General features: G+C 67.5%; 22 protein-coding genes. 20 read left to right on the forward strand and 2 right to left on the reverse strand.

The window, feature by feature from the left end; genetic code table 11:
• Positions 1-21: 21 nt before the first annotated feature.
• Complete coding sequence (locus tag NFU08_RS18135; RefSeq protein ID WP_285835606.1) at positions 22-711, reverse strand: TetR/AcrR family transcriptional regulator; 690 nt, start codon at positions 709-711, stop codon at positions 22-24.
• Positions 712-857: 146 nt separating this feature from the next.
• Between NFU08_RS18135 and NFU08_RS18140 the strand changes: the two genes are divergently transcribed.
• Genes NFU08_RS18140 through NFU08_RS18170 form a run of 7 tightly spaced genes read left to right on the forward strand, consistent with a single transcriptional unit; the run spans position 858 to position 8,959 of the window.
• The gene (locus tag NFU08_RS18140) at positions 858-2,465 is read left to right on the forward strand and encodes a carboxyl transferase domain-containing protein (protein ID WP_174178840.1); all 1,608 of its coding nucleotides are present in this window, start codon (positions 858-860) and stop codon (positions 2,463-2,465) included.
• A gap of 8 nt (positions 2,466-2,473) precedes the next feature.
• The gene (locus tag NFU08_RS18145) at positions 2,474-4,762 is read left to right on the forward strand and encodes a biotin carboxylase N-terminal domain-containing protein (protein ID WP_251425124.1); all 2,289 of its coding nucleotides are present in this window, start codon (positions 2,474-2,476) and stop codon (positions 4,760-4,762) included.
• Positions 4,763-4,764: 2 nt separating this feature from the next.
• On the forward strand, positions 4,765-5,940 hold the full coding sequence (locus tag NFU08_RS18150; protein ID WP_174178836.1) for an acyl-CoA dehydrogenase family protein: 1,176 nt from the start codon (positions 4,765-4,767) through the stop codon (positions 5,938-5,940).
• Positions 5,941-5,989: 49 nt separating this feature from the next.
• Positions 5,990-6,799, forward strand: coding sequence for a CoA transferase subunit A (locus NFU08_RS18155; RefSeq protein ID WP_251425127.1), 810 nt, complete (start codon positions 5,990-5,992; stop codon positions 6,797-6,799).
• A 2-nt stretch (positions 6,800-6,801) separates the two neighbouring features.
• Positions 6,802-7,569 (forward strand): CoA transferase subunit B, encoded by a 768-nt coding sequence (locus NFU08_RS18160; RefSeq protein ID WP_174178832.1) that lies wholly within the window; start codon positions 6,802-6,804, stop codon positions 7,567-7,569.
• Complete coding sequence (locus NFU08_RS18165) at positions 7,566-8,123, forward strand: MaoC family dehydratase (RefSeq protein WP_251425129.1); 558 nt, start codon at positions 7,566-7,568, stop codon at positions 8,121-8,123. Before NFU08_RS18160 ends, NFU08_RS18165 begins: the two co-directional genes overlap by 4 nt.
• Entirely contained in the window at positions 8,120-8,959 is an 840-nt protein-coding gene (locus NFU08_RS18170) for a CoA ester lyase (protein ID WP_174178828.1), read from the forward strand. Before NFU08_RS18165 ends, NFU08_RS18170 begins: the two co-directional genes overlap by 4 nt.
• Before the next feature lie 9 nt (positions 8,960-8,968).
• Here the strand turns inward: NFU08_RS18170 and NFU08_RS18175 are convergent, their stop codons facing one another.
• Positions 8,969-10,438: a lipase maturation factor family protein gene (locus NFU08_RS18175; RefSeq protein ID WP_251425132.1), complete on the reverse strand. Its 1,470-nt coding sequence runs from the start codon at positions 10,436-10,438 to the stop codon at positions 8,969-8,971.
• An 89-nt stretch (positions 10,439-10,527) separates the two neighbouring features.
• Between NFU08_RS18175 and NFU08_RS18180 the strand changes: the two genes are divergently transcribed.
• The 13 genes from NFU08_RS18180 to NFU08_RS18240 all read left to right on the forward strand — a co-directional run bounded on the left by NFU08_RS18180 (position 10,528) and on the right by NFU08_RS18240 (position 23,848).
• Positions 10,528-11,271, forward strand: a complete 744-nt coding sequence (locus tag NFU08_RS18180) for a TSUP family transporter (RefSeq protein WP_174178824.1) — start codon at positions 10,528-10,530, stop codon at positions 11,269-11,271.
• 47 nt (positions 11,272-11,318) lie between these two features.
• Positions 11,319-12,407 carry an FAD-binding oxidoreductase gene (locus NFU08_RS18185; protein ID WP_174178822.1) on the forward strand — a complete coding sequence of 363 codons (1,089 nt, stop codon included), beginning with the start codon at positions 11,319-11,321 and terminating at the stop codon, positions 12,405-12,407.
• 34 nt (positions 12,408-12,441) lie between these two features.
• Positions 12,442-13,626: a 1-deoxy-D-xylulose-5-phosphate reductoisomerase gene (gene dxr, locus NFU08_RS18190; protein WP_174178820.1), complete on the forward strand. Its 1,185-nt coding sequence runs from the start codon at positions 12,442-12,444 to the stop codon at positions 13,624-13,626.
• A gap of 17 nt (positions 13,627-13,643) precedes the next feature.
• Positions 13,644-14,975 carry an RIP metalloprotease gene (locus NFU08_RS18195; RefSeq protein WP_174178818.1) on the forward strand — a complete coding sequence of 444 codons (1,332 nt, stop codon included), beginning with the start codon at positions 13,644-13,646 and terminating at the stop codon, positions 14,973-14,975.
• A gap of 56 nt (positions 14,976-15,031) precedes the next feature.
• On the forward strand, positions 15,032-15,709 hold the full coding sequence (locus tag NFU08_RS18200; protein WP_251425135.1) for a DUF4386 family protein: 678 nt from the start codon (positions 15,032-15,034) through the stop codon (positions 15,707-15,709).
• An 87-nt stretch (positions 15,710-15,796) separates the two neighbouring features.
• Positions 15,797-16,474 carry a MarR family transcriptional regulator gene (locus tag NFU08_RS18205; protein ID WP_174178814.1) on the forward strand — a complete coding sequence of 226 codons (678 nt, stop codon included), beginning with the start codon at positions 15,797-15,799 and terminating at the stop codon, positions 16,472-16,474.
• A complete protein-coding gene (locus tag NFU08_RS18210; RefSeq protein WP_174178812.1) occupies positions 16,471-16,986 on the forward strand; it encodes a hypothetical protein in 516 nt (171 codons plus the stop codon). Before NFU08_RS18205 ends, NFU08_RS18210 begins: the two co-directional genes overlap by 4 nt.
• A 97-nt stretch (positions 16,987-17,083) precedes the next feature.
• The gene (locus NFU08_RS18215; protein ID WP_174178810.1) at positions 17,084-17,377 is read left to right on the forward strand and encodes a YciI family protein; all 294 of its coding nucleotides are present in this window, start codon (positions 17,084-17,086) and stop codon (positions 17,375-17,377) included.
• A 33-nt stretch (positions 17,378-17,410) separates the two neighbouring features.
• Positions 17,411-18,577, forward strand: a complete 1,167-nt coding sequence (gene ispG / locus NFU08_RS18220) for a flavodoxin-dependent (E)-4-hydroxy-3-methylbut-2-enyl-diphosphate synthase (protein WP_066274770.1) — start codon at positions 17,411-17,413, stop codon at positions 18,575-18,577.
• Positions 18,540-19,430 (forward strand): DUF4081 domain-containing GNAT family N-acetyltransferase, encoded by an 891-nt coding sequence (locus tag NFU08_RS18225; RefSeq protein ID WP_174178914.1) that lies wholly within the window; start codon positions 18,540-18,542, stop codon positions 19,428-19,430. Before ispG ends, NFU08_RS18225 begins: the two co-directional genes overlap by 38 nt.
• Before the next feature lie 357 nt (positions 19,431-19,787).
• Entirely contained in the window at positions 19,788-21,599 is a 1,812-nt protein-coding gene (locus NFU08_RS18230) for a proline--tRNA ligase (RefSeq protein WP_174178808.1), read from the forward strand.
• A gap of 7 nt (positions 21,600-21,606) precedes the next feature.
• Positions 21,607-22,401 (forward strand): TSUP family transporter, encoded by a 795-nt coding sequence (locus tag NFU08_RS18235; RefSeq protein ID WP_174178806.1) that lies wholly within the window; start codon positions 21,607-21,609, stop codon positions 22,399-22,401.
• A 55-nt stretch (positions 22,402-22,456) separates the two neighbouring features.
• Positions 22,457-23,848 (forward strand): pyridoxal-dependent decarboxylase, encoded by a 1,392-nt coding sequence (locus NFU08_RS18240; protein ID WP_174178804.1) that lies wholly within the window; start codon positions 22,457-22,459, stop codon positions 23,846-23,848.
• Positions 23,849-23,858 lie beyond the last annotated feature (10 nt).

Below are 23,858 nucleotides of genomic sequence, written 5' to 3' on the forward strand. Positions count from 1 at the left end.
TCCGGACAAAAACTCCGGGCTTCAGGGGGTGGTTCGGCAGTCCGCCAGCAGCGCGGCCAGGGCCATGCTTTCGAGCAGGGGCCGGGCGGTTGCGGACGCCATCTTCCGGCCGTGGCTGCGCACCGAGTGGGGGGTGGAATTGATAAGCCCGAACGTGGCATGGGCCCGCATCCGGAGCTCCGAAGCGTCGGTCTCCGGATGGAGATCCGCGAGGACCTCCACCCACACCTCCACATAGCTCCGTTGGAGGGTCCTGACCGCCGCCTGGTCCTCATCGGAGAGGCAGCTGAAATCCCTGTCCTGCACCCTGATGACGTCCGGCTTGCCCAGCGCGAAGTCCACCTGGAATGCCACCAGGCCGCGCAGGGCTGCCAGGGGATCTGCGTTTTCCGCCGCCACCCGGCGTCCGCCGTCCAGGAGTTCCTGGCTGACGGTGACCAGCAGGTCCGCCAAGACCGCCTGCTTGCCGGGAAAGTGGCGGTATACGGCCGGGCCGCTGACGCCGGCGGCAGCCCCCAGATCCTCCAGGGAGACGCGGCTGAACCCGTGCAGCGCAAACAGCGAAGCTGCAGCGGACAGCAGCGCCTGGCGGCGGTTCTCCTTGGCCCGGCTGCGCTGGGTTGGGCCGGTGGACTCGGTTGCGCTGCCGGGCTGGGTTGCGCTGCCGGGCCGGGTCGTGCTGCTTGCCGCAGCGGCGTCGGTGCTTGGCACAATTCCTCCTCGGGACCCCGGAAGTCTAGCAAGGCAGCTGCTGTGTTGGACATCACAGTTAATCGAGACTAACCTGAATTTCAGTTATTGGGCACTAACCGAGTTGGCTTTCTTGCCCCCGGCCGGAACAGGAACAGGACGCGTCGATGGAGACCCTTGCCAGCAGGATCGACCCCGCCAGCAGCACTTACCTGGCGAACCGCGAAGCGCAGCTGCTGCTGACGGAGGACCTGCGAAAAAGGCTCGCGGACGCTGCCCTGGGCGGACCGGAAAAGTCGAGGCAGCGGCATATGGGCCGGGGCAAGCTCCTGCCCCGCGAGCGCATCGACCGGTTGCTGGATGACGGCAGCCCCTTCCTTGAGATCGCCCCGCTGGCCGCCAACGGCATGTACAACAACGAGGCTCCCGGCGCGGGCGTCATTGCCGGCATCGGCCTGGTCCACGGCCGCCACGTGCTGGTGATTTCCAACGACGCCACGGTCAAGGGCGGGACCTACTATCCGCTGACGGTGAAGAAACACCTGCGGGCCCAGGAGATAGCCCTGGACAACAGGCTGCCGTGCATCTACCTGGTGGATTCCGGCGGTGCCTTCCTGCCCAAACAGGATGAGGTGTTTCCGGACCGGGACCACTTCGGCCGTATCTTCTACAACCAGGCCCGGCTGTCAGCGGCCAAAATTCCCCAGATCGCCTCGGTCATGGGGTCATGCACGGCCGGCGGCGCCTACGTGCCGGCCATGAGCGACGAAACAGTGATTGTCCGGAACCAGGGCACCATCTTCCTGGGCGGGCCTCCGCTGGTGAAGGCTGCGATCGGCGAAATCGTCACGCCGGAGGAGCTCGGCGGCGGGGAAGTCCATTCGAGGATCTCCGGCGTCACCGACCACCTCGCGGAAAACGATGAACACGCACTGCAGATCATCCGGGACATCGTGTCCACGCTCCCGCCTTCTGCGCCGCCCGCCTGGGAGGTGGACGCCGCCGTCGAACCAACGGCTGCGCCGGCGGAGCTCTACGGTGCCGTCCCCACGGACGTCAACGCCGCCTACGACGTCCACGAGGTCATCGCCCGGCTGGTGGACGGCAGCAGGTTCCACGAATTCAAGAAGGAGTACGGCGCCACGCTGGTCACCGGGTTCGCGCGGCTGCACGGGCACCCGGTGGGGATCGTGGCCAACAACGGTGTGCTCTTCAGCGAATCCTCCCTCAAAGGGGCCCACTTCATTGAACTCTGCGACCAGCGCGGCATTCCGCTGGTGTTCCTGCAGAACATCTCCGGCTTCATGGTGGGCAGGGACTCGGAACAGGGCGGCATCGCCAAGAACGGGGCCAAGATGGTCACCGCCGTAGCCACCGCCCGGGTGCCCAAGCTGACAGTGGTCATCGGCGGTTCCTTCGGTGCCGGCAACTACTCCATGTGCGGACGTGCCTATTCACCGCGGTTCCTGTGGATGTGGCCGGCCGCCCGGATCTCGGTCATGGGCGGCAACCAGGCCTCAAGCGTCCTCGCCACCGTCAAGCGGGACCAGTACGAAGCCGCCGGACAGGAATGGTCCGCCGAGGACGAGGAAGCCTTCAAGGCGCCCATCCGGCAGCAGTACGAGGACCAGGGCAGCCCGTACTACTCCACGGCCCGCCTCTGGGACGACGGCGTGATCGATCCGGCCGACACACGCACCGTCCTGGGCCTGGCACTGGACGTGGTGGCCCGCACGCCGTTGCCGGAAACCTCCTTCGGCCTCTTCAGGATGTGAGCGAGCATATGACCACCCCTTCCCTGGCCGGCACCCCCGCCGCCACCCGGCCGATGTTCGGCACCGTCCTGGTGGCCAACCGCGGCGAAATCGCCTGCCGCGTGATCCGGACGCTCAAGGCCCTGGGCATCCGCCCCGTGGCCGTCTACAGCGATGCCGACGCCGGCGCCCGGCACGTGCGCGAAGCGGACACCGCCGTCAGGATCGGCCCGGCAGCCGCCACGGAGAGCTACCTGAACATCGGGGCGATCGTCGAGGCCTGCCGCAGGACCGGTGCGGAGGCCGTGCACCCCGGCTACGGCTTCCTCAGCGAGAACGTGGAATTCGCCCGGGCCTTGGAACAGGCCGGGATCGCGTTCATCGGCCCGGGCGTGGAAGCCCTGAATATCATGGGGGACAAGATCCGGTCCAAGAACCAGGTGGCCGGCTACGGCGTCCCCGTGGTGCCCGGCGTGGCACAGCCGGGAATGACCGATGCGCAGCTGGCTGACGCGGCCGCCGGCGTGGGTTTTCCGCTGCTGATCAAGCCCTCCGCGGGCGGCGGGGGCAAGGGCATGCATGTGGTGCAGCGCCCCGAAGACCTTGCGGCCACGCTGGCCACGGCCAGGCGGGTGGCGGCCAGTGCGTTCGGCGACGACACCCTGTTCCTGGAACGCCTGGTCACCACCCCGCGGCACATCGAGGTGCAGGTCCTGGCGGACAACCACGGCAACGTCATCCACCTGGGCGAACGCGAATGTTCGCTGCAGCGGCGGCACCAGAAGGTCATCGAGGAAGCGCCGTCGCCGCTGCTCGAGGGCCTGCCCGACGGCGCCGCCATCCGCGCCCGCATCGGTGAAGCAGCCTGCAACGCGGCCCGCAGCGTGAACTACAGCGGCGCCGGAACGGTCGAATTCCTCGTCTCCGACGACGCGCCGGACCAGTTCTACTTCATGGAGATGAACACCAGGCTGCAGGTTGAGCACCCCGTTACGGAGATGGTCACCGGCATAGACCTCGTCGAGTGGCAGGTGCGCATCGCCGCCGGCGGGGAACTCACCGTCCGGCAGGCCGACGTCGAACTTCACGGCCACGCCGCGGAAGCGCGCGTGTACGCAGAGGTCCCCGAGAGAAACTTCCTGCCCTCCACCGGAACGGTGCTGCTGCTGGACGAACTGCCCGGTCCGCAGCAACGTCCCGGCGCCCCCGCCCGCGTGGCAATGGAAACGGCCCGCGGCAGGGTGCGCGTGGACTCATCCCTGATGGAGGGCGTGGAGGTTTCCTCCAGCTACGACCCCATGATCTCCAAGGTCATCGCCTGGGGGGAGGACCGCACGGCCGCGCTGGACACCCTGGATGCGGCGCTCGCCGGCCATACGGCGCTCGGGCTGGATACGAACGTGGAATACCTGCGGCTGCTGATCAACGATGCCGATGTCCGCGCCGGACGGCTGGAGACCGGGCTGATCGAACGCAAATTGCCCGGTTTGTCCTTCCGGAGGGCTGCCGACGCCGAGCTGGCGGCGGCAGCGCTCTTCACGCTCGCCATGGAGGAACAGAACAACACGCCCCCCGCGCCAGGGCCCTGGCAGGCGCGCAACGGCTGGCGGCTCGGGGCACCGGCGCCGCGCCTGGTCAGCCTGGGAACGCCCGACGGCGGCGTTGCGGCCGTGCGTGTCAGCGGCGGCCGGGATACGGGCGCGGAAGCGGACGGGACGGCTTCGGACGGCACTGCCCTGGACAGCACTGTTTCCGGAAGGACGTTCCTTGTGGCCGTGGGGGACGGGCCTGCGCGGCCGGCACGGCTGGAATTCCCCTCCCGGCGGCAGGCAGTGCTGACCCTCGACGGCCGCACCAGTACGTACTCCATTGCGCCGGTCTTCCGCGGCCCGGCGGACCCAACACGTGATTCGCCGGTTGTCGGCATACCCGCGGAACTGTTCCTGGGCAATGGGGGCTGGTCCTGCCGGCTGGACGTACTGAGCCGGGAAGCGCGGCTTGACCGGGTGCTTGCGGCCCTCCAGCGGGAGGAGGGTGCCACCGATCCCGCGGTGCGTTCACCCATGCCGGGAACAGTGGTCTCGGTTCCGGTCAGTGACGGGGACACCGTTGCGGCCGGCCAGCTTCTCGTCTCGGTCGAGGCCATGAAGATGGAGCACCAGCTGGTGGCCCCGCTGGACGGCACCGTCCATCTCACCGCCCGCCCCGGCGACCTGGTGAAGGCGGACCAGGTGCTGGCCACCATCCACCCCCGCGCGGGAGACGAAGGCGCAGGCACAAACACCGACACAGATGCATTCAACGGCGAAGGAGCCTAGACATGGCAGGTTTTGAACTCAGCGAGGAATACCAGGACCTCAGCGACACTGTCCGGGACTTCGCGGACACGGTGGTGGCGCCCGTTTCCGCCAAGCACGACGAGGAGCACAGTTTCCCGTACGGCGTCGTCAAGCAGATGGCGGAAATGGGGCTGTTCGGCCTGCCCTTCCCCGAGGAATTCGGCGGCATGGGCGGGGACTACTTCGCGCTGGCACTCGCCCTGGAGCAGCTGGGCCGGGTGGACCAGTCCGTGGCCATCACCCTGGAAGCCGGCGTCTCGTTGGGAGCCATGCCCATCTACCGCTTCGGCACGGACGCCCAGAAACAGGAGTGGCTCCCCATGCTCGCGTCCGGCCAGGCGCTCGCAGGCTTCGGGCTGACTGAACCCGAAGCAGGATCGGACGCGGGCGGCACCAAAACCACGGCGCGGCGCGAGACTGTCGGAGACAAGACAGAGTGGGTGATCAACGGCAACAAGGAGTTCATCACCAACTCCGGAACCGACATCACCAGGCTGGTGACGGTCACCGCCGTTACGGGGCAGAAGGAACGCGGGGACGGCACGGTGCAGAAGGAAATCTCCACCATCCTGGTGCCCACGGACACCCCCGGGTTCAAGGCGGAAAAGCCGTACAACAAGGTGGGGTGGAACGCCTCGGACACCCACCCGCTGACGCTGAAGGACGTCCGCGTTCCGGAAGGGAACCTGCTGGGGGCGGAGGGCCGCGGCTACGCCAATTTCCTGTCCATCCTGGATGAGGGGCGGATCGCCATTGCCGCCCTGGCTGCGGGCGCAGCACAGGGCTGCGTGGACCTGTCAGTCAAGTACGCCAAGGAGCGGAGCGCCTTCGGCCACCAGATCGGCAAGTACCAGGCCATCTCCTTCAAGATCGCGCGCATGGAGGCCCGTGCCCACACCGCGCGCCTGGCCTACTACGATGCGGCGTTCCGTATGCTTGCCGGAAAGCCGTTCAAGACCCAGGCGGCCATCGCTAAGATGGTCGCAGGCGAGGCAGCCATGGACAACGCGCGGGATGCCACCCAGGTATTCGGCGGCTATGGCTTCATCAACGAGTTCACCGTGGCACGCCACTACCGCGACTCCAAGATCCTTGAAGTGGGGGAAGGCACCACGGAGGTGCAGCTGATGCTGATCGCCCGCGAACTGGGTCTGTAGTACTGGCACTGTAGTAACTGGCACCGTAGCCGGCCTGAGAGGATCACCGATGATTGACAAGGTTGTTGCCAGCGCTGGGGAAGCCGTAGAGGACATCCCGGACGGAGCGTCCTTGGCGGTGGGCGGATTCGGCCTCTGCGGAATCCCCGTAACCCTCATTGACGCGCTGCACCAGGCAGGGACAACGGACCTGGAAACCGTCAGCAACAACTGCGGCGTGGACGACTGGGGACTCGGCATCCTGCTCCGGGACGGGCGGATCCGCCGCACCGTCAGCTCCTACGTGGGCGAGAACAAAGAGTTCGCACGGCAGTACCTGGCCGGCGAGCTTGAAGTGGTGCTCACCCCGCAGGGCACCCTGGCCGAGAAGCTGCGCGCCGGCGGCGCCGGGATCCCCGCCTTCTACACCAAGGCGGGCGTGGGCACCCAGGTGTCAGAGGGCGGGCTGCCCCAAAAGTACGACGCCGACGGCGGGATTGCCGTGGCCTCCGCACCCAAGGAGGTGCGGTCCTTCGGCGGGGTCGACTATGTGCTGGAGGAAGCCTTGACCCCGGACTTCGGGCTGGTCCATGCCTGGAAAGGTGACCGGCACGGAAACCTGGTCTTCCACGCCACCGCCATGAACTTCAACCCCCTGTGCGCCATGGCCGGCAGGATCACCATTGCCGAGGTGGAGGAACTCGTGGAGCCGGGCGAGCTGGACCCGGAACACATCCACACCCCGGGCATCTTCGTCCAGCGCGTGGTCCTCGCCGCCAACGCGGAGAAACGCATTGAAAAACGGACCGTGGCCCTGGCCCGCCCCGGACAGGCAGCATCCGCAGACAACGCCGGCGACCCCCGGCAGGCAGGAGCATAGCCATGGACCCCAACAGCCCCGACGCTCCCCGGCCCGAAGGCGTCCGCCCCGAGTACCGCCGGGCCGCGGCGCAGCAGCACGAGGTGCAGGCTGACGGAGCCGGCGCCAAAGGGTGGACCAGGAACGAACTTGCCGCCCGGGTGGCCAAGGAGCTCAGCAACGGCCAGTACGTCAACCTCGGCATCGGCATGCCCACCCTCATCCCCAACTACATCCCCGATGGCGTGGAAGTGGTGCTCCACTCGGAGAACGGAATCCTCGGCGTCGGACCCTATCCGGAGGAAGACGCCATTGATCCGGACCTGATCAACGCCGGCAAGGAGACCGTGACCGTCAACAAGGGGGCTGCCTTCTTCGATTCGGCTTCGTCCTTCGGTATGATCCGCGGCGGCCACGTGGACGTGGCCGTCCTGGGTGCCATGGAGGTGGCCGCCAACGGCGACCTGGCCAACTGGATGATTCCGGGCAAGATGGTCAAGGGAATGGGCGGCGCCATGGACCTGGTGTTCGGGGCCAAGAAGGTGATCGTGATGATGGAGCACGTGGACCGCAACGGGAACCCGAAGATCGTCCAGCAATGCTCCCTGCCGCTGACCGGCAAAGGCTGCGTGGACCGGATCATCACGGACCTGGCCGTCATCGACGTCGTGGCGGACGAGTACGGGTCCCGGCTGGTGCTGCGCGAACTGGCGCCCAACGTGTCAGCGGAGGACGTTGCCGCCGCCACCGGGGCCGAGCTGTTCGAAGAGGACCAGGAACTGACAGTATGAGCGGCGCCGCGGCAGGCCCAGCCGGCGGGGAACCGCGGGTGATCGAACAGCGGGGACTGTACTTCGAGGAACTGGAAGAAGGGGTCACGTACGCCCACCGCCCCGGCCGCACCGTAACAGAGGCGGACAACGTCCTCTTCACCACGCTCACCATGAACACCCAGGCCCTGCACCTGGATGCCGCCTGGAGCGCCGGGCAGCCCTTCGGCCAGCGGCTCATGAACTCCATGTTCACACTGGCCACAATGGTGGGCCAATCCGTTTCCCAGCTGACGCAGGGGACCATCATCGCGCAGCTGGGCCTGACGGAGGTCTCGTTCCCGCACCCCCTCTACCACGGCGACACGCTCTACACCGAGACGGTCATTAGCGGAAAGCGGCTGTCGGGCTCCCGGCCCGGGCAGGGAATCGTCACCATGGAGCACACCGGCCGCAACCAGGACGGCACGGTGGTGGCACTTGCCACGCGGAGCTGCCTGATGTGGACGCGGGAAGCCCATGCGGGCCAGCCCGGCAGCGGGCAGGGGAACGGACAGGAGACAATGCCGGTATGACTTTTGTGATGGGCCCCGCCCTGCTGTTCTGCCCCGCCGACCGGCCCGAGCGCTACCAGAAGGCCGCTGCCCGGGCGGACGCCGTGATCCTGGACCTCGAGGATGCCGTGGCACCAGCGGACAAGCAGCGTGCCCGCGGCGCCATCCTCGCCCAACTGGGGACCACCGGGGTCGAGCCGGAGCTTGAACCCAGCTGCACCATCGTGCGGGTCAATCCTGCCGGCACCGAGGAGTTCGAGAAGGACCTTCACTGCCTTGCCCACACGCCCTACCGGACGGTCATGCTGGCCAAGGCGGAAACTGTCCAGCAGCTCGAAGCCCTGGACGGCTACAAAGTCATCGCGCTGTGTGAAACAGCGCTGGGAGTCCTCAACGCCTCCGCCATTGCCGCCGCCCCCAATGTGGTGGGCCTGATGTGGGGGGCAGAGGACCTGCTGGCATCGCTGGGCGGAACGTCCAGCAGGAAGTCCGACGGCGGCTACCGGGACGTGGCGCTGCACGCCCGTTCCGCCGTGCTGCTGGCTGCGCGCGCCCACGGCAAGGAAGCGGTGGACGCGGTGTACACGAACATCCCGGACCTTGCCGGGCTGGAGGTGGAAGCGGCCGACGCCGTCGCCTCCGGTTTCAGCTCCAAAGCGTGCATCCATCCGAGCCAGGCCGCCGTGGTCCGGGCCGCCTACGCACCCTCCGCCGCTGAAGTGGCGGACGCTGAAGCCCTCCTGGAGGCGGCAGCATCCGCCGGCTCCGGAGTGTTCAAGCACCAGGGAAAGATGATCGACGGCCCCATCCTCAAGCACGCGCAGGAAATCATCCGCCGCGCCCAGGCCATCGGGTAGCCGGCCCGCTCATCCCGGCCGCCCGGGCGACCGCCGCAGTGACAACGGCGGAATCGGCTCGTAGAGCAGCGTCCGCACCCAACGGTTCCCGGTCTGCCTGAACTCTTCCCGGCCGGCAAAGCGGTAGTGGTAGCTGCGCACGCGCACCCAGCGTGGCGGTGCGCCGTCGAACGGGTCATGGCGGAGGAGCCGCAGGGTCTGGCGGTCCGCCTCCAGCAGCTTTCCCAGGAAGGCATAGAACCATTCCTCGTGGACGGTCCTCAGCGGCAGGAACCACATCAGCCAGTCCAGCCGCAGGTGGTAGGGAGCCCATTGGCGGGGGAGCCTGCGGACGTCACCCGGCTTGCCCCTGAAGCCGTACTCACGCCAGTCGGAGGTGTCGTCCGGATCCTCGTCGAGGGTTCCCTCCACCACAATCTCGATCCGCTGCTTGGTCACGGTGCCAAATGCCCCATAAGTGTTGACCAGCTGCCACCGGTTGAAGCTGGCGTTCATCAGCTGGCGGCGGGAGAAAAGGTTGCGCAAAGGCCAGTAGCTGAGGACCACCAGCAGCAGCGTGGCCGCCAGGGTGAGGGCCAGCCACCACAGGGGAGCCTCCCTCTCGACGCCCGCCTGGCCGTGCCAGTCCAGGGGGATGGCCGGCAGCACGGCATGCGCAACGGGGTCGCTGACGGCGGCGAAGGCAAGCACGATGGCAATCCAGTTCAACCAGGCGAAGTTGCCGGTGGCCACCAGCCACAGCTGCGTGAAAATGACGATGCCCGCGGCCACGCTGGCGATCGGCTGGGGCGCGAACAGGAAGAACGGCACCACCAGCTGGGCGAAGTGGTTGCCGAGGACTTCAACCTTGTGCAGGGGCTTCGGCAGGAGGTGCGCCTGCCGGCTCAGCGGCCCCGGCATCGGCTGGGTCTCGTGGTGGTAGTACAGGGCCGTCAGGTCGCGCCATTCCCGGCCGCCGCGGATCTTGATCATCCCCGCACCGAATTCCAGGCGGAACACGAGCCACACGATCAGGATCAGGATGGTGCGCGGCGGGTCCGTCTGGTCCGAGCCCAGGAAGGCAACGGTGAAGCCGGCCTCCAGGAGCAGCATCTCCCATCCGAAGCCGTAGAACGTCTGCCCCACATTGACGATGGACATGTACAGCAGCCACAGGGCCAGGAACGCGATGAGCGGAACCCATGGCGGGCCCTGCTGCGGGATGCCGGCCACCAGCAGCGCCGACACCAGCAGCCCGGCGGCGCACACCCAGCGCAGCAGCCGGTCCGTGTACCGCCTGCGGAACAGGGTGGGCCGCCGCAGGCGGCTGAAGCCGGACAGGAAGTCAGGTACCGGGAGGAGGCCACGCTCACCCAGAAGCGCCGGGAACTGGTTCAGTGTGGACAGGAACGCAACGAAGTACAGGGCCGCCACGCCCCGCTGCAGTACCTGCCGGGCGAATTCGTATTCCGGCGCATCAAACCAGGAGAGCCAGTCCACGCAGTCCACGTTACGCCGACCCCCGCCAGGGAGGCCACAGGGGAATGCCACCGCGGGAGGCCACCGGGGAATGCCACTAGGATCGAGGGATGTTCGTGCTGGTGCTGGTCGCCGTTATTGCAGGCGCGCTGGCCCAGCGGATCGCGGGCCTGGGCTTTGGGCTGCTCGTTTCCCCGGTGCTGGTGGTGCTCCTGGGCCCTTTCGACGGCGTGATGATCATCAACCTTTGCGGCGCCACGTCGTCGCTCCTTATCCTCTCCCGGGTGTGGCGGCACGTGGCCTGGAAGAAGTACTTCGGGCTGGCGCTCGCAGCGTTGGCCGGCGTACTGCCCGGCGCCTGGCTGGCGAGTAATGTCCCGGAGGCCCCGCTGGAGATCTGCATCGGCGTCCTGCTCATCACCGCCCTGCTCGTGTCCCAGCGGCTGACCCGGAGTTCCTGGCGTGCCAGCGGCCCCGTCCCCATGGCATCCCTGGGGTTCTCCAGCGGCCTGATGAATGCCGCAGCGGGCGTAGGCGGTCCTGCCATTACGGCCTATGCCATTGCCACCCGCTGGGAGCAGAAGAGCTTCAGCGCCACCCTGCAGCCGTATTTCATCACCACCGGCTTCACGTCGCTGCTCAGCAAATACGTGCTGTCCGGCGGGCACGTGCCCGCGTTGGAAGGCTGGCAGTGGCTGGCGATCCTGGCGGCGATGGTGACGGGCATTGTTGCCGGCGACCTGCTGGCCGGCCGGGTGCGCCCCGCGTCCGCCCGCCGCATCGTCACGGTCATTGCCTACCTGGGTGCCGTGGCCACGCTGGCCAAGGGCCTGCTGGAACTCGTGGCTGCCTGAGTGCTTGGCCGGGTGCCCGGCCCGCACAAACATGTTTTGCTGGATCCATGACACGTGTGGCGGTAATAGGTGCAGGTATCGTCGGGCTGTCCGCAGCCCATTTCCTCCAGAAGGCAGGTGCGGACGTCACCGTCTACGAGTCCGGGACCCCGGGCTCAGGGCAGTCGGCCGGGGAGTCGAGGATCTTCCGGCACGCCCACGACGACGTCCGGCTGGCCGCGTTTGTGCGTCACAGCCGCGCCCTCTGGCGGGAGTGGGAGGCGGAGTTCGGCGTGGAACTGGTCTCCAGCGCCGGTGCGGTGGCTATCGGGGACAGCGTGGAGGACAAGCTCCGCGTTCTCAGCGGCCTGCCGGAAGTTCCCGTAAAGCTGCTGGCACCCGGACAACTTGCGGCCGCGCTGCCGATCCTCGCGGACTTCCAGGGCAAGGCGATGCTCGATGCCCACGGCGGGGCAATCCAGACCCGCGCCGCATTCGAGGCCCTGGCGGGCAAGCTCGGGGACGCCCTCGTGGCGGACCACGTCATGGCGGTCCGGCCCGCTGCCGGCCAGGGCGTGGAGGTCCGGACCGGGACCCGCGTGGACAGGTTCGACCACGCGGTCCTGTGCGCCGGGCGCGGCACGGCAGCCCTGGCACGGGGCGCCGGACTGGACATTCCTGTGGAACTCGCCGCGCACGCCCGCGTGACGTTCCGCGTGCGGGATGTCCAGCCCGCTCCGCTGCCAACATTCCAGGACGGCAGCGGGGTATTCGGGGAGACGGGCGTTTACGCGGCGCCCTCGGCCGACAACCTGCGCTACTCGGTGGGCCTGAGCGAAACAACCGAAGTGCGCCAGGACGGCAGCCTCGCCGACCCGGCGGCGCTGGAGTCGTTGGCGGCACGTGCGGCAGCCTACGTGCGGACCGCGCTCCCCGGCCTGGATCCCGTACCGGCCGGCTACGTCCACTGCTGGGTCACCCGGCTGCCGTGGGGCGATGACGGGGTGGGAATCTGGTCTGCCGGCAGCGTCAGCGCCGTGGCCGGGCACAACCTCTTCAAGCAGGCACCGGCACTGGGCGAGGCGCTGGCGGAAACAGCACTGTCCGGCGTCGTGCCCGCTGTGCTGCGGCCTGAATCACAGCTCGGAAAGTCCTGAACGGCCGGGCAGCACGGTGCGGGATACTTAAGCAATGCAGCCACGCAGAATCGTCCTCCTCGGATCCACCGGTTCCATCGGCACCCAGGCGATTGACGTCGTCGACGGCGCCCCGCACCTTTTCGAGGTGGTGGCCCTCAGCGCCGGGGGAGGCAACCTGGAGCTCCTCGCCCGCCAGGCAGTGCACACCGGCGCGTCCGTGATCGGCATTGCCGGCGGTGACCCCGGAAAGCTGGCATCGCTGGTGGCCGACGCTGCCGCGGCGGCGGGAAAGCCCGGCTACCGGCCGGAGATCATCGCCGGACCGGACGCCTCCACGCAGGTCGCCGGCGTCGAGGCGGACGTGGTGCTCAACGGAATTACCGGATCGATCGGACTGGCCCCCACGCTGGCCGCCCTGCGCTCCGGCGCCACACTGGCCCTGGCCAACAAGGAATCCCTCATTGTGGGCGGATCGCTGGTGAAGGCTGCCGCCCGGGAAGGGCAGATCGTACCCGTCGACTCCGAGCATTCAGCCATCGCCCAGTGCCTGCGCTCGGGCTCGGCCGGGGAAGTGGAAAAACTCATCCTGACCGCCTCCGGCGGTCCCTTCCGCGGCAGAAACAGGGACGAACTGCACGGGGTCACCCCGCAGGAAGCCCTGGCCCACCCCACCTGGGACATGGGCGTCATGGTCACCACCAACTCGGCCACGCTCGTCAACAAGGGCCTGGAAGTCATCGAGGCGCACCTGCTCTTCGACGTGCCGCTCGACCGGATCGACGTGGTGGTCCATCCCCAGTCCGTGGTGCACTCCATGGTGCAGTTCATCGACGGTTCCATCATCGCCCAGGCATCCCCGCCGGACATGCGCCTCCCCATCGCGCTGGGACTGGGCTGGCCGGACCGGGTGCCCAAAGCCGCCGCTGCCTGCGACTGGACGCGCGCGGCCACCTGGACCTTCGAGCCACTGGACACGGAAGCCTTTCCCGCCGTCGGACTCGCCAAACACGCAGCGGGGCTGGGCAGCACGTTCCCCGCCGTGTTCAACGCCGCGAACGAGGAAGCCGTCACAGCCTTCCACGCCGGGCGCATCAGGTTTACCGACATTGTGGACACGATCGATGCCGTCCTCAGCGAACACCCAGGGTCCTCCGGGCTGACGGTGGAGTCAGTGCTGGATGCTGAAAGCTGGGCACGTGCCCGCGCCAACGAACGTTTAGCAGTCAGAAGTCTCTAGGAAGCAGCAGCACGTCAATGACCCCCGTCCTCCTTTTTGTCCTCGGCGTCGTCTTTGTGGCGATCGGCATTGCCGTGTCCATTGCGCTGCACGAAGTGGGGCACCTGGTGCCCGCCAAGCTGTTCAAGGTCCGCGTCACCAAATACATGATCGGCTTCGGCCCCACCCTCTGGTCCAGGCGGAAGGGTGAAACCGAATACGGTGTGAAGGCCATCCCGCTGGGTGGCTTCGTGTCCATGATCGGCATGTACCCGCCCAACAAGGACGACGGCTCCGTCCGCCCCTCCAGCACCGGCATGTTCCAGACCCTGGCCACCGAAGCCCGGTCCATGGCCCACGAGGAAGTGGGGCCGGGTGACGGGAAGCGGGTGTTCTACCGGCTGCCGGTCTGGAAGAAGGTCATCGTGATGCTGGGCGGTCCGGCCATGAACATGGTCCTCGGCGTGCTCCTCACCGCTGTCCTGCTCATGGGCTTTGGCGTGGCCACAGCCACCACCACCATCTCCGAGGTGTCCAAATGCCAGGTGGCGGCTGGGGAGACCGTGGACCCGGATTCGGCGGATTGCCAGCCCACGCCCGCTGCCGCGGCCGGCCTCAGGCCCAACGACAGGATCACCTCCTTCGACGGCAAAGCCGTGACCGGCTGGGACCAGCTGACGGAATGGATCCGGGCCTCCGCAGGGCGCGAGGTGGGCATTACCGTTGAGCGGGACGGCGCCCAGGTGTCCACCACGGTGACCCCGGTGCTGTCGGCCCGGCCCGTCATCGGGGCGGACGGCCGCCAGGAAACGGACGACGCCGGCACCCTCCGCTACCAGGACGTCGGCTTCCTCGGCATCGGCTCCCAGACCGAACTTGTGGCCCAGCCGGCGTCGTCCGTCCTGCCCATGGCGGGGGAGAACATCCGCCAGGTGGCAGGCGTAGTGTTCAACCTGCCGGCCCGCGTGGTGGGTGTGGCAAAGGCTGCCTTCAGCGAGGAACCCCGCGACCCCAACGGCCCCATCAGCGTGGTGGGCGTAGGACGCGTCGCCGGGGAAGTGGCCGCCATGGAAGAAATCCCGGTGCAGTCCCGGCTGGCCGCACTGATCGGGCTGCTGGCGGGCCTGAACTTCGCACTCGCTGTCTTCAACCTGATACCGCTGCTGCCCCTCGACGGCGGCCACGTTGCCGGTGCCCTGTACGAGGGGGCGCGGCGCCAGGTGGCCAAGCTGTTTGGCAAACCCGACCCGGGCGCGTTCGACATCGCCAAGCTGCTGCCTGTGACCTACGTGGTGGCCGCCCTGCTGATGGGCATGAGCGCCCTCCTCATCTACGCCGACATCGTGAAGCCGGTGAACCTCTTCGGCTGACACTGGGTCCTCCATCCGGAGGGACGCCGTGCAGCCACTTCAGGAAGGGCGCCCACATGAATCCGCAGGACACCGGCCGCTGGATCCGCGCGGGACTGTGGGTGCTGCCTGCATCCTGGCTTCTCACCGCATGGTCTTCCCTGGAGCCCCAGCCGGACCAGGAGATTGACCCCGTAGCCTGGGCCCGGTTCGTCAGTTCGGACTCCTACCAGGTCAGCCATCTCGTCGGCAGTACGGGAGGCACCCTCCTGGCGGTCTTCGGGCTCTTTGCGCTGGGCTGTTTTCTGGCGGGCAGCCGGTCAGGACGCCTGGCGCTGGCGGCAATGGTCATGGCGGTTGCCGGTACCACGCTGCTGTTGGTGCCTGCAGTTATTTCCACCTTCGTGACTCCGGCAGTGGGCAGGGCTTACCTGGCGGGAAACCAGGATGTCATGCAGCTTGAGTTCCCAGGATCGATGTCGGCGGCGTTTATGGCCGGGCTCCTGCTTGCTTTTGCCGGGACTGTCCTGCTCGGCGTCGCGGCCTGGCGTTCACGCATGCTCCCGCGGTGGGCAGGAGCACTGTGGGTGGCCGGCGCCGTCGTGTTTTATGCCCTCGGGGTGGTCATGGGGCTGGCAACAACGGGGAGCAGCCTGCCCACCCAAAGCGCCGGAGCTGCGCTGCTGGCCGTGGCCGCCGGTGGGATTGCCTGGCGTGGTACCCGGAAGGGGCGGGAGTTGCCTCCTGCAGGGTGACTGGCAAAAATCAGCCTATTTCGACTGATATTAAATAATCAGCCAGATATGTTTGATTAGCGATACTCACCTGCGTACGGTTAGGGCATGTACGTCCTCACCATCGACCAGCAGGGCAGCACCTCCGATATCGACCGCGTCCCGGAACTGATCGCCGCCTTGCGGAACCTTACGCCCGTGCCCTTCGAGCGTTCAGTCGGCGATGAACTCCAGGGAGTGGTGGAACAGGCTGCCGATGTGGTGGATGTGGCACTGCACGCGCTCCGCGACGGGCACTGGTATGTGGGCATAGGAATCGGGGCGGTGGGGCTGGCACCCGGTGCCAGCCCGCGCGAGGGCTCCGGCAGCGGCTTCGTGGCGGCCCGCAAAGCCGTGGAACTCGCCAAGGGCGCCGCCGGCCAGGTTCCGTTGTCAGTGGTGTCCGGCACCATGGTCCGCAGCAAGGATCTTCAAGCCCACGCCGGGGAGGACGCCATGGCCAGCGCCAATGCCCAGGCGGTGCTCCGCCTGATCGGACGCCTGGTGCAGCAGCGCACCCAGGCTCAGTGGCGGGTGGTGGACCGGCTGCGGGCCATCCAGGGTGAAGCCAGGCATGGCAGCCAGAAGCAGGTTTCCCGGGAGTTGGGAATAACCGAACAGTCGGTGAGCCGTGCCGTGCTGCGGTCCGGGTGGCAGGAAGAATGGGCGGCGAGGCCGGCAGCCGCCATGCTGCTGGACTACGCCCACTCCCTGGCCGCCCGCACTTCAACGGAAGGAAACCAGTGAACGCACTCTGGATTACGGTTGCGCTGCTCGTTGCCGGATTCGCCGGGTGGCCAGTCACCGCACTGGTGTTCCGGTTGGCAAGGACCATCGATGACAGGGCAGACGCAGCCAAGGCTGCGGAGGATGCCACAAGGGCCGCCGAGGATCCGTCCGCGGATGTGACGGTTGACCTGCCGCCAGCCGGAGGGTCCCAGGGTGTCGATGGCGAGCTGACCGCAGCCGCCGATGCGCCGCCGTCGGGTTCTGCCGGCTCCGGACCGGCCGCTCCCACCCAGCGGATCCTTCGGGGCGGTGCCATCATCGGCATCCTCGAGCGGCTGGGGGTGTGCCTTGCCATCCTTACCGGCCAGCCGGTGGCCATCGCCTACATCGTGGCCATCAAGGGCCTGGGCCGGTTCGCGGAGCTCAAGGAAACACCGGTGGCGGCTGAACGGTTCATTATTGGAACGCTCACGTCCATGCTGTGGGCGGCAGGAACAGCCGCAGCCATCAAGGTCCTCTTCCTTGCCTGAGCCAGGGCACCCTGTTCCGTTGCCGCACCGCCCCTCCGGCCAGGCGAGTCCACACTCCGGATGGGTGCGAAGCCAGGCAGGGAGATAGGGTAGCGGTATGACAGTTTTTGCCGTTGAGTACGTTTATGCCGCCGATTCTACAGAAGCCCGCAACGAGGCCCGGCCAGCGCACCGCGAATGGCTCGCGGGCCTGGCGGAGGATGGAGCAGTCCTTGCCAGCGGTCCTTACGGTGACGGCGCGGGAGCGCTCCTGATCTTCAAGACAGCAGACGAGGCCGCCCTCAACTCGATCCTTAAGCAGGATCCCTTCGCCGCTGCCGGAGTCATCGCCGGGACACGCATCACGGAGTGGTCACCCATCATCGGCGTGCTCGCCGGCCTCACCGCCTAAGCCGCCTCCCTTTTTCAATCTCTAGGAGTCCACGTGACCTCGGTCAGCCTGGGAATGCCCTCAGCACCGCCACCCGTCCTTGCCCCCCGCCGCAAGACCCGGCAGATCAAAGTCGGTTCCGTGGGCGTGGGATCTGACTCGCCCATCAGCGTGCAGTCCATGACCACCACCCCCACCACGGACATCAACGCCACCCTGCAGCAGATTGCGGAACTGACAGCGTCCGGCTGCGACATCGTTCGCGTCGCCTGCCCTTCCGCTGACGATGCCGAGGCACTGCCCATCATTGCCCGGAAGTCGCAGATCCCGGTGATTGCGGACATCCACTTCCAGCCCAAGTACGTCTTCGCGGCGATCGAGGCCGGCTGCGCGGCAGTGCGCGTCAACCCGGGCAACATCCGCAAGTTCGATGACCAGGTCAAGGAAATCGCAGCTGCCGCCCGCGACCACGGGACGTCCATCCGCATTGGCGTGAACGCCGGATCCCTGGAACCGGGCATCCTCAAGAAATACGGCAAGGCCACCCCCGAAGCCCTCGTGGAATCTGCTGTCTGGGAAGCGTCCCTCTTCGAGGAGCATGGTTTCCACGACTTCAAGATCTCGGTCAAGCACAACGACCCCGTCATCATGGTGGCGGCCTACGAGATGCTGGCGGAAAAGGGCGACTGGCCCCTGCACCTTGGCGTCACCGAGGCCGGCCCGGCGTTCCAGGGCACCATCAAGTCGGCCACGGCCTTCGGCGCGCTCCTGTCCAAGGGCATCGGCGACACCATCCGGGTATCCCTCTCGGCCCCGCCGGTAGAGGAAATCAAGGTGGGAAACCAGATCCTGCAGTCCCTCAACCTGCGTCCCCGCAAGCTCGAAATCGTCTCCTGCCCCTCCTGCGGCCGTGCCCAGGTGGACGTGTACACGCTGGCCGAGCAGGTCACTGCCGGGCTCGAGGGAATGGAGATTCCGCTGCGCGTAGCCGTCATGGGCTGCGTGGTGAACGGACCCGGTGAAGCCCGCGAAGCCGACCTCGGTGTTGCCTCGGGCAACGGCAAGGGCCAGATCTTTGTGAAGGGCGAGGTCATCAAGACTGTCCCCGAGAGCCAGATTGTTGAGACACTGATCGAAGAGGCCATGCGTATCGCGGAAGAGATGGGGGAGGCCGATGGCGAAGATGCTGTCAAGGGTAGCCCCGTGGTTAGCGTCTCGTAAGGACGTCCCCGACCCGCCGGGGATTTCCGTCCGCACCCTTGACGGGGACGACACTGCTGCCCTGGTACTCCTGGCGCAGCGTGATCCGGTCTCCAACGTGTTCATCCTCGCGCACCTGCGCGCAGCCGGCACCGCCGCTCCCACCAGCGGCGGTGCCGGTGTCCTGGGCGTGTTCGACGACGGCATCCTGGCCGGTGCGTGCTGGGCCGGAGCCAACCTGGTGCCGGTCCAGCTTGATCCCACCCTGGCCGGAGTGGTGGCTGCCGCCGCGAACAGGTCCGGACGCCGCTACGCATCCGCCTTCGGGCCGGCCACCGCAGTGCTCGCGCTGCACGCGGAGCTTGTTGAACTGGGACACCGTGCGCACGAAGTCCGCCCAGACCAGCCGTTGATGACCATCACGGAGCCGCCCTCCGTGGAGCCGAACCCGGGGCTGGGGCGTGGAAACCTGGCGGACTTCGACCGCATCCTGCCGGCCTGCGCCGCCATGTTCGAAGAGGAAGTGGGGTATTCACCCTTCCTGGGCGGCAGGGAATTCTACAGCCGCCGCGTGGAAGGGCTGATCCGGCAGGGCCACTCCCTGGTGCACCTGAACGAAGCCCGCGAGGTGGTGTTCAAGGCCGAGCTCGGTGCCGTCACCTCCGAGGTCACGCAGATCCAGGGTGTCTGGATGAACCCGGTGTACCGGGGCCAGGGCCTGAGCGCCGGGTACATGGCTTCGGTGGTGGAGCAGGCACGGAAGATCGCGCCCGTCACCAGCCTCTACGTCAACGGCTTCAACACCCGGGCGCGGGCAACCTACGAGCGGGTGGGCTTCAACCAGGTGGGGACCTTCGCGACCGTGCTCTTCTAGGCGATTGAGGTGTCCGTTGATGGCAGGAAAATGGGAAGCACTTGTCATCGTGCGCTGCATCACATAGGTTCGATCTAGCTGCGCTGGAGTGGCGTGGGCGGTCTCACCAGTCCTCACCAGTACTTGGGCGATAACGGCGTCGAGCCACGCCCGGATGCGATGACCAGCCTCTTGGGGGGCCAGGGGCTTTGCATGTCCGGGCGTGGCTCAACTGCGTTCCAGGGTGTTTTGTCTGCCGGGCGGCGCCCCTCACAACCGGGCCGCCGGAAAGGCCCCCGCAAGCCGGTAGATTAGTACCCAGACGAAATGCCCGGCCTGCTGTTGCTCCAGCACCTCCCCAGAAACGGATACCCACCCGTGGTTACAAGACTGTCCCAGCTGTTCCTGCGCACCCTGCGTGAAGATCCCGTCGACGCCGAAGTGGCAAGCCACCGGCTCCTGGTCCGCGCAGGCTACATCCGCCGCGCCGCCCCGGGCATCTACACCTGGCTGCCGCTGGGATTGAGCGTGCTCCGCAAAGTGGAAGCCATCATCCGGGAGGAGATGGCCGGCATTGGGGCGCAGGAAGTCCATTTCCCGGCCCTCCTGCCCCGCGAACCGTATGAGGCCACCAACCGCTGGACCGAGTACGGCGAGGGACTGTTCCGGCTCCAGGACCGCAAGGGTGCCGACTACCTGCTGGCCCCCACCCACGAGGAAATGTTCACCCTGCTGGTCAAGGACCTGTACTCGTCCTACAAGGACCTCCCGCTGAGCCTCTACCAGATCCAGAACAAGTACCGTGACGAGGCCCGTCCCCGGGCGGGCCTCCTGCGCGGACGCGAGTTCATCATGAAGGACTCCTACTCGTTCGACGTTGACGACGCCGGCCTGGACGCCAGCTACGCCGCCCACCGCGGTGCCTACCTGCGCATCTTCGAGCGCCTGGGCCTGGAGGTCATTCCCGTTACCGCGACGGCCGGTGCCATGGGCGGGTCCAAGAGCGAGGAATTCCTGCACCCGACGGACATCGGCGAGGACACGTTCGTGCGCTCCGCAGGCGGCTACGCAGCCAACGTTGAGGCCGTCACCACGGTTGTCCCGGCGGACATCGACTTCAGCGCGGCCCCCGCCGCCGAAGTCCGCGACACCCCGGACACGCCCACCATCGACACGCTGGTGGCCGCCTCCAACCAGATCGCGCACCGCAGCGAGGCCGACGGCGGCGCGTGGACTGCCGCCGACACGCTGAAGAACGTGGTGCTCGCCGTCACCCTGCCCACCGGAGAGCGCCAGCTGGTAGTCATCGGCGTACCGGGCGACCGCGGCGTGGACCTGAAGCGCGTTGAGGCAAACATCGGCTCGTTCCTGCCCATCGGCGGGGAGATCGGCCTGGAAGCGGCCAACGACGACGACCTCAAGAAGCAGCCGCTCATCGTCAAGGGATACCTTGGTCCCGGCCTGTCACTTGACGAGCCCCTGCTGGGCGCCGAAAGCGCAACGAAGCTCCTGTACCTGGTGGACCCCCGCGTGGTCCGCGGCACCTCCTGGATCACCGGCGCCAACGAGGCCGGCAAGCACGTCTACGGCCTGGTGGCCGGACGCGACTTCACGTGGGACGGCGTCATCGAGTGCACCGACGTCCGCGAAGGCGACCCCGCCCCGGACGGTTCCGGCCCGCTGGAGACTGCCCGCGGCATCGAGATGGGGCACATCTTCCAGCTCGGCCGCAAGTACGCAGAAGCCCTGGAACTGAAGGTCCTGGACCAGAACGGCAAGCAGGTCACCGTCACCATGGGCTCCTACGGTGTCGGTGTCACCCGGGCCGTTGCAGCACTGGCCGAGTCGAACCACGACGCCAGGGGACTCGTCTGGCCGCGGGCTGTTGCCCCGGCCGATGTCCATGTCGTCGCGGTGGGCAAGGGCGAGGAGATCTTCGCAACCGCAGAGCGGCTCGCAGCCGAACTTGAGGCAGCGGGGCTCGACGTCCTCCTCGACGACCGGCCCAAGGTATCGCCCGGGGTCAAGTTCGGGGACGCGGAACTGGTGGGCGTTCCCACCATCCTGGCTGTCGGACGCGGCCTGGTGGACGGCGTTGTGGAGATCAAGGACCGCCGCAGCGGCGACGCCGAGAACGTGGCGGTGGACAAGGCTGTTGACTACGTAGTCAACGCTGTCCGCACCAACTGACGCAACGGTGGAGTTCGGACTCGAATCCCTCGGGCTGGCAACTCTCCTTTTGATCGTGCTGGCCGGCTTTGCCGCCGGATGGGTTGACGCAGTGGTGGGCGGGGGCGGGCTGATCCAGCTCCCGGCCCTGCTGCTGGTCCCTGGGATCACCCCCGTCCAGGCGCTGGCCACGAACAAAATGGGGTCCATCTTCGGTACCGCCACGAGCGCCGCCACCTACTACCGGCGGGTTGGGCCCGACCTGAAGACGGCCCTGCCCATGGCGGTAATTGCCCTGGCGGGCAGCTTTGGCGGTGCCGTCCTGGCGGCAAACCTGCCCGCCAGCGTGTTCAAGCCCATCATCGTCACGGCGCTGGTCGCCGTCGCGCTTTTCACAGCCCTGAAACCGGACGTCGGCGGCATCACCGCGCTGCGCCACGATGGCCACAAGCACTATGTGGTGGCCTGCCTGATCGGAGCCGTCATAGGTTTCTACGACGGCCTCATCGGGCCGGGGACGGGCTCTTTCCTGGTCATCGCGCTGGTCTCGGCCATGGGGTATGCCTTCCTTGAGGCCAGCGCCAAGGCAAAAATCGTCAACATGGCCACCAACGCGGGGGCACTGCTGTTTTTCCTGCCCCACGGGTCCATCCTGTGGGGCGTGGGCCTGCTGCTGGGGGCGGCGAACATGGCCGGCGGTTACCTGGGCGCCAGGACGGCCGTGAAGCAAGGGAGCCGGTTCGTCAGGGTGGTCTTCCTGCTGGTGGTGTCGGCATTGATCATTAAGCTCGGCTACGACGTCTGGCAGGAAAACTTCGCCTGATATTGCCCGTCACCAGGGCCTCGTGGGCGCTGGCAGTGGGGCGTAGCATGCAGGTATGTCACACGGCGACGACGACTACGTCCGTGCCCTGGCGGCGGCGGTACGGCACTCCACCGCCTGGCTGCGAAGCCTTCCCGGCCGGCGGGTGGGACCGGCGGCGGCAGCCCACGACCTCACGGATTCCTTCGGCGGGCCGATGCCCCGGGGCGGCATGCCCGCCGAGGATGTGGTGGACCTCCTGGCAAGGACGGCGGAACCGGGTCTGATGGCCATGCCCTCCGGCCGGTTCTTCGGCTGGGTGATCGGCGGGACCCTGCCTGCCGCCCTCGCTTCGGACTGGCTGGTCAGCGCCTGGGACCAGAACGCCGGGCTCCGGTATGCCACCCCGGCCATGGCAGCGATCGAGGAGAGCGCAGGCCACTGGCTCCTGGAGTTGCTGGGGCTCCCGTCCGGTGCCGACGTGGGCTTTGTTACCGGTGCCACCATGGCCAACTTCACGGGCATGGCCGCCGCACGGTGGCGGTTGCTTGCGGACGCCGGCTGGGACCTGGACCGCGACGGGCTGTTTGGCGCTCCGCGGATCCGCTGTCTGGTGGGGCGGGAACGGCATGACACCGTGGACCTCGGCCTCCGCTACCTGGGCCTGGGCAAGCCCGCGGTAGTGGATGCCGACAGCCAGGGACGGTTGATCCCGGGAGCTTTGGACGCGCTACTGGCTGAAGGGTCGGGCCCCGCATTGGTCTGCCTGCAGGCGGGAAACCTCCATTCGGGCGCCTTTGATCCCTTCCCCGAAGCGATCCGTGTTGCCCGGAAGCATGGCGCATGGGTGCACATCGACGGCGCGTTCGGCCTGTGGGCAGCGGCAGCGCCCGAGCTGCGGAGCCTGACCCGCGGTTACGAGGAGGCTGATTCGTGGGGCACCGATGCCCACAAGACGCTCAACGTGCCTTACGACTGCGGCATAGCCATCGTCAGGGACGCTTCAGCCCTCCGTTCGGCCATGGGCCTGCACGCCAGTTACCTGGTGCACGACGCCGAAGGGCCCGGCGATCCGTTCGAGAAGGTCCCCGAACTGTCGCGGCGCGCACGCGGCGTGCCCGTCTGGGCGGCGCTGAAGAGCCTCGGCAGCGACGGCGTCGCAGCACAGGTGCGGGGGCTGGCTGCGGCTGCCGCGGACATCGCAGCAGGCCTCGCCGGGGAAGAGGGCGTGGAGGTACTGAACGACGTCGGCTATACCCAGGTGTGCCTGGCATTCGGCGACGACGCGACCACCCGCGCAGTGACCGCGCGGATCATCGCCGATGGCAGGGTGTGGATGTCCGGCTCCCGCTGGCGGGACCGGGACATCCTGCGCGTCTCGGTCAGCAACTGGCATACCTCGGAAGACGAGGTCCGGACTGCCGTGGACGCGGTCAAAGCCGCGTTCTCCGCCGTGCGCGGCGGCTGACCGCTGCATA

It is taken from the genome of Pseudarthrobacter sp. NCCP-2145, assembly GCF_023708005.1.
In the GTDB taxonomy this organism is placed as follows: domain Bacteria; phylum Actinomycetota; class Actinomycetes; order Actinomycetales; family Micrococcaceae; genus Arthrobacter; species Arthrobacter oxydans.

What these genes read in the sequence shown, in the direction of transcription:
- NFU08_RS18140 (WP_174178840.1), top strand. Translation starts at nt 858, where the DNA reads ATGGAGACCCTTGCCAGCAGGATCGACCCCGCCAGCAGCACTTACCTG.
- NFU08_RS18145 (WP_251425124.1), top strand. Translation starts at nt 2,474, where the DNA reads ATGACCACCCCTTCCCTGGCCGGCACCCCCGCCGCCACCCGGCCGATG.
- NFU08_RS18150 (WP_174178836.1), top strand. Translation starts at nt 4,765, where the DNA reads ATGGCAGGTTTTGAACTCAGCGAGGAATACCAGGACCTCAGCGACACT.
- NFU08_RS18155 (WP_251425127.1), top strand. Translation starts at nt 5,990, where the DNA reads ATGATTGACAAGGTTGTTGCCAGCGCTGGGGAAGCCGTAGAGGACATC.
- NFU08_RS18160 (WP_174178832.1), top strand. Translation starts at nt 6,802, where the DNA reads ATGGACCCCAACAGCCCCGACGCTCCCCGGCCCGAAGGCGTCCGCCCC.
- NFU08_RS18165 (WP_251425129.1), top strand. Translation starts at nt 7,566, where the DNA reads ATGAGCGGCGCCGCGGCAGGCCCAGCCGGCGGGGAACCGCGGGTGATC.
- NFU08_RS18170 (WP_174178828.1), top strand. Translation starts at nt 8,120, where the DNA reads ATGACTTTTGTGATGGGCCCCGCCCTGCTGTTCTGCCCCGCCGACCGG.
- NFU08_RS18180 (WP_174178824.1), top strand. Translation starts at nt 10,528, where the DNA reads ATGTTCGTGCTGGTGCTGGTCGCCGTTATTGCAGGCGCGCTGGCCCAG.
- NFU08_RS18185 (WP_174178822.1), top strand. Translation starts at nt 11,319, where the DNA reads ATGACACGTGTGGCGGTAATAGGTGCAGGTATCGTCGGGCTGTCCGCA.
- dxr (WP_174178820.1), top strand. Translation starts at nt 12,442, where the DNA reads ATGCAGCCACGCAGAATCGTCCTCCTCGGATCCACCGGTTCCATCGGC.
- NFU08_RS18195 (WP_174178818.1), top strand. Translation starts at nt 13,644, where the DNA reads ATGACCCCCGTCCTCCTTTTTGTCCTCGGCGTCGTCTTTGTGGCGATC.
- NFU08_RS18200 (WP_251425135.1), top strand. Translation starts at nt 15,032, where the DNA reads ATGAATCCGCAGGACACCGGCCGCTGGATCCGCGCGGGACTGTGGGTG.
- NFU08_RS18205 (WP_174178814.1), top strand. Translation starts at nt 15,797, where the DNA reads ATGTACGTCCTCACCATCGACCAGCAGGGCAGCACCTCCGATATCGAC.
- NFU08_RS18215 (WP_174178810.1), top strand. Translation starts at nt 17,084, where the DNA reads ATGACAGTTTTTGCCGTTGAGTACGTTTATGCCGCCGATTCTACAGAA.
- NFU08_RS18225 (WP_174178914.1), top strand. Translation starts at nt 18,540, where the DNA reads ATGCTGTCAAGGGTAGCCCCGTGGTTAGCGTCTCGTAAGGACGTCCCC.
- NFU08_RS18240 (WP_174178804.1), top strand. Translation starts at nt 22,457, where the DNA reads ATGTCACACGGCGACGACGACTACGTCCGTGCCCTGGCGGCGGCGGTA.